Here is a 3,490-nt window from a genome sequence, read left to right on the forward strand (position 1 = left end):
GTCCGCGGCTGTGCGGCGCTCGGGGAGGAGCTCGCGGGCCACGCCGACGTGGCCGCGGTGGCCTGCGGCACGGGCGGCACGCTCGCCGGACTGGCCGCCGGGCTGGGCCCCGGGGAGCGTGCCCTGGGCGTGCCGGTCCTGCGGGGCGGCTTCCTGGGCGGGGACATACGGGCGTTGCAGACCGGGGCGTTCGGCGGCCCGCGCGGCGACTGGAGCCTCGACGAGCGCTTCCACTGCGGGGGCTACGCCAGGACCACACCCGAACTCGACACGTTCGCGCAGGATTTCGAACAGCGCCACGGCCTCCCCGTGGAACGTCTCTATGTCGCCAAGTTGCTTCACGGACTCGTCGCCCTGACGGCGGAGGGCGCCTTCCCGCGCGGGAGCACGGTCGCCGCCGTGATCACCGGCCGCCCCTTCCCCTGACGCGGCGCCTCCCCTCGCGTCCGCTTCCCCGCACGTCCGCCTCCCCGCGCGACCGGCTCCACGCGCGTCCGCCTCCACGCGCGTCCGCCCGCGTGCGGCCTCCCGCGGGCAGGACACGGACCGGCACGCGGCCCCGTCGACGACGGCTCCGGCTACGTCGCCTCCCGGTAGGCGGCCGCCTCCTCCAGGTCGAGGCGGCGCAGCAGCGTGCGCAGCATCTCGTCGTCGATGTAGCGCCCGTCGCGGAGCCGGACGAACACGTCGCGCTCCGCGCTGATCATCTCGCGCGACAGCCGCCGGTAGGTGTCGTCGACGGATTCCCCGGTGATCGGGTTGGCCTGCCCCAGGCGCTCCCAGACGGAGTCCCGGCGGCGTTCCACCACCGCGCGCAGCCGGTCGGCGAGCGGGGCCGGCAGCGTGTTGCGGTCGTCCGCGAGGAGCTCGTCGAGGCGCTGCTCGGCCGCCCGGGAGGCCTGGGCCTGCGCGTTGGCCTCGGCCAGGGTCTCCGTCCGGCCGTCCCGCCCGGGGAACCGCAGCAGCCGGATGAGCAGGGGCAGGCTGACGCCCTGGACGACCAGGGTGCCGATGACGGTGGTGAAGGTCAGGAAGAGCAGCAGGTCGCGCTGGGGGAAGTCGCCGCCGTCGGCGGTGTGCGGGATGGAGAACGCGATGGCCAGGGAGACGACGCCGCGCATCCCGGCCCAGGCGATCACGAACGGCATCCGCCAGCCGGGGTTCCCCTCGCGTGCCCGGATCCGCGCCGACAGCAGCGGAGGGAGGCAGACCGCCGGGTAGACCCACACGAACCGGGCCGCCACGACCACCGCGAACACGGCCAGCGCGTACCAGAGGGCGTCGCTGCCGTGGTAGGCGTTGATGCCCTTGAGGACCACCGGCAGCTGCAGGCCGATGAGCGCGAAGACCACCGACTCCAGGACGAACGCGACCATCTTCCAGACGGCGGCCTCCTGGAGCCGGGTCGCGAAGTCGACCTCCCACGCGCGGTGTCCCAGGAAGAGGGCGACGACCACGACGGCGATCACCCCGGAGGCGTGCACCTGCTCGGCCACGGCGTACGCGAAGAACGGGATGAGCAGGGAGAGCGTGTTCTGCAGCAGCGCCTCCTTCACCCGGACCCGCAGCCAGTGCAGGGGCACCATCAGCACCAGGCCGACGGTGAGACCGCCGAGGGCCGCGAGGAGGAACTCGCCGACGCCCCCGGCCCAGGTCGCGCTCTCGCCGACCGCCGCCGCCACGGCCACCCGGAACGCGGTGATCGCGGTGGCGTCGTTGAGCAGGGACTCGCCCTGGAGGATGGTGGTCACCCGGGACGGCAGCCCGACCCTGCGCGCCACCGCGGTGGCCGCGACCGCGTCCGGCGGGGCCACCACGGCGCCGAAGACCAGCGCGGCGGTCAGGGACAGGCCGGGCACCAGCTCGTACAGGGCCCAGCCGACGACGAAGGTCGCGAAGAGCACGTAGCCGACGGACAGCAGCGCCACGGGCCGCAGCTGGGCCCGCAGGTCGAGGTAGGAGCTGTCGGTGGCCGCCGTGTGCAGCAGCGGCGGCAGGATCAGCGGCAGCACGATGTGCGGGTCGAGCGTGTACTCGGGCACGCCGGGCACGAAGCCGGCCGCGAGCCCGGCCGCGACCAGCAGCAGGGGCGCCGGTACGGGCAGGCGCCGGGCGGCCGAGGCGATCGCGGCACTGCCGGCCACCAGCAACAGCAGCGGCATCACGTCCATGTCGGGCCACCCCCGGTGTCCCACGCGGTGTTCCGCGTGCCCGTCGTAATCTGGCCATCATGAAACAGTGCACGCACGTCGCCGCGCTGCCGCACCCGGAACCGGCTCCGGTCAGCCGGACGTGTCCCGAGTGTCTGCGGGACGGCACGGACCCGGTCCAGTTGCGCCTGTGTCTCAGCTGCGGTCACGTCGGCTGCTGCGACTCCTCGCCGAACCGGCACGCGACCGGGCACCACCGGGAGACGGGTCATCCCGTGATGCGCACCTACGAGCCGGGGGAGGACTGGCGGTGGTGCTTCGTCGATCACGTCCTCGTATGACCGGCCGGTCCCCGCTGCCGGACGGTTCGACCGTCTGACGTCTGGGTACGTCAATGCGGCGCGCGCTCTTCCCATTTGGGCCCGCAGACCCCTAGCCACGGAGCGTATTCATAGTTTTACTATGAGTGACAGCAAGGGTCGGGGTCCCGGGGACAGGACCGACGAGAGCGCGATAGCGTCACCGCTGAACCACGTAGCGCGTTACCCGGGGGCGACCTCGGGGCCCTGAAACGCTTGTACCACCTTGGAGGTGAGGGTGTCCCAGATCGCAGGCGAGCCCGCGACCCAGGACTTCGTGGAAGTCCGGCTGCCGGCCGCGGGGGCCTACCTGTCGGTGCTGCGTACGGCCACGGCCGGCCTCGCGGCCCGTTTGGACTTCACCCTCGACGAGATCGAGGATCTTCGGATCGCGGTCGACGAGGCCTGCGCGATCCTGCTCCAGCAGGCCGTGCAGGGCTCCGTGCTGAGCTGCGTCTTCCGGCTCGTCGACGACTCGCTCGAGGTCACCGTCTCGGCGCCGACCACGGACGGCCACGCCCCCTCGCGGGACACCTTCGCCTGGACCGTGCTGTCCGCCCTGGCGGGCAAGGTCTCCTCCGCCGTCGACGAGGACAGGACCGTGTCGATCAGCCTCTACAAACAGCGCGGCGCGGGACCCGGGCCGGCGTGAGGAACGAGGACGGGCCGGTGCGGGACGAAGAACGCGGCACACGGGAGCTGCCCGCCGAGCGGACACCGGCCGGCATCGACGGCATTCCCGAGCAGGCCCGGCCGCATCCGGAGGACGACCGCGCGGACACCGGCCCCCCGGGCGGCGGACAGCCGGAGGGTGCCGCGCGGGACACGCCTGCGGCCGGACGGGACGGGGACGCCCCCGCCCGTGCGAGGCCGGCGACGGGGGACGAGGCGAGCGCTCGGGGAAGGGCGACGGGCGGGACCATGAACGAGCACGAGCGATACGCCGAGGGCGAGGCGCGGCAGACGCCGGCCGCACCGGCC

The 3,490-nt window shown here is 73.6% G+C and carries 3 protein-coding genes and 2 pseudogenes; 4 read left to right on the forward strand and 1 reads right to left on the reverse strand.

The features are described from left to right. Positions 1 to 426: pseudogene (locus G3I53_RS10285) on the forward strand (1-aminocyclopropane-1-carboxylate deaminase); the annotation flags it as partial. A gap of 152 nt (positions 427 to 578) precedes the next feature. Here G3I53_RS10285 and G3I53_RS10290 read toward each other — a convergent pair. Then, positions 579 to 2,171 (reverse strand): Na+/H+ antiporter, encoded by a 1,593-nt coding sequence (locus G3I53_RS10290; protein ID WP_164333953.1) that lies wholly within the window; start codon positions 2,169 to 2,171, stop codon positions 579 to 581. A 59-nt stretch (positions 2,172 to 2,230) separates the two neighbouring features. Between G3I53_RS10290 and G3I53_RS10295 the strand changes: the two genes are divergently transcribed. From G3I53_RS10295 to G3I53_RS33760, 3 genes and pseudogenes are all read left to right on the forward strand, one after another. Continuing rightward, positions 2,231 to 2,491: a UBP-type zinc finger domain-containing protein gene (locus G3I53_RS10295; RefSeq protein WP_164333954.1), complete on the forward strand. Its 261-nt coding sequence runs from the start codon at positions 2,231 to 2,233 to the stop codon at positions 2,489 to 2,491. Between the two features lie 256 nt (positions 2,492 to 2,747). Then, entirely contained in the window at positions 2,748 to 3,161 is a 414-nt protein-coding gene (locus tag G3I53_RS10300) for an anti-sigma regulatory factor (RefSeq protein ID WP_164333955.1), read from the forward strand. A 17-nt stretch (positions 3,162 to 3,178) separates the two neighbouring features. Next, a pseudogene (locus G3I53_RS33760) lies at positions 3,179 to 3,490 on the forward strand (RNA polymerase subunit sigma-70); the annotation flags it as partial.

It is taken from the genome of Streptomyces sp. SID14436, assembly GCF_010548465.1.
Taxonomy (GTDB): domain Bacteria; phylum Actinomycetota; class Actinomycetes; order Streptomycetales; family Streptomycetaceae; genus Streptomyces.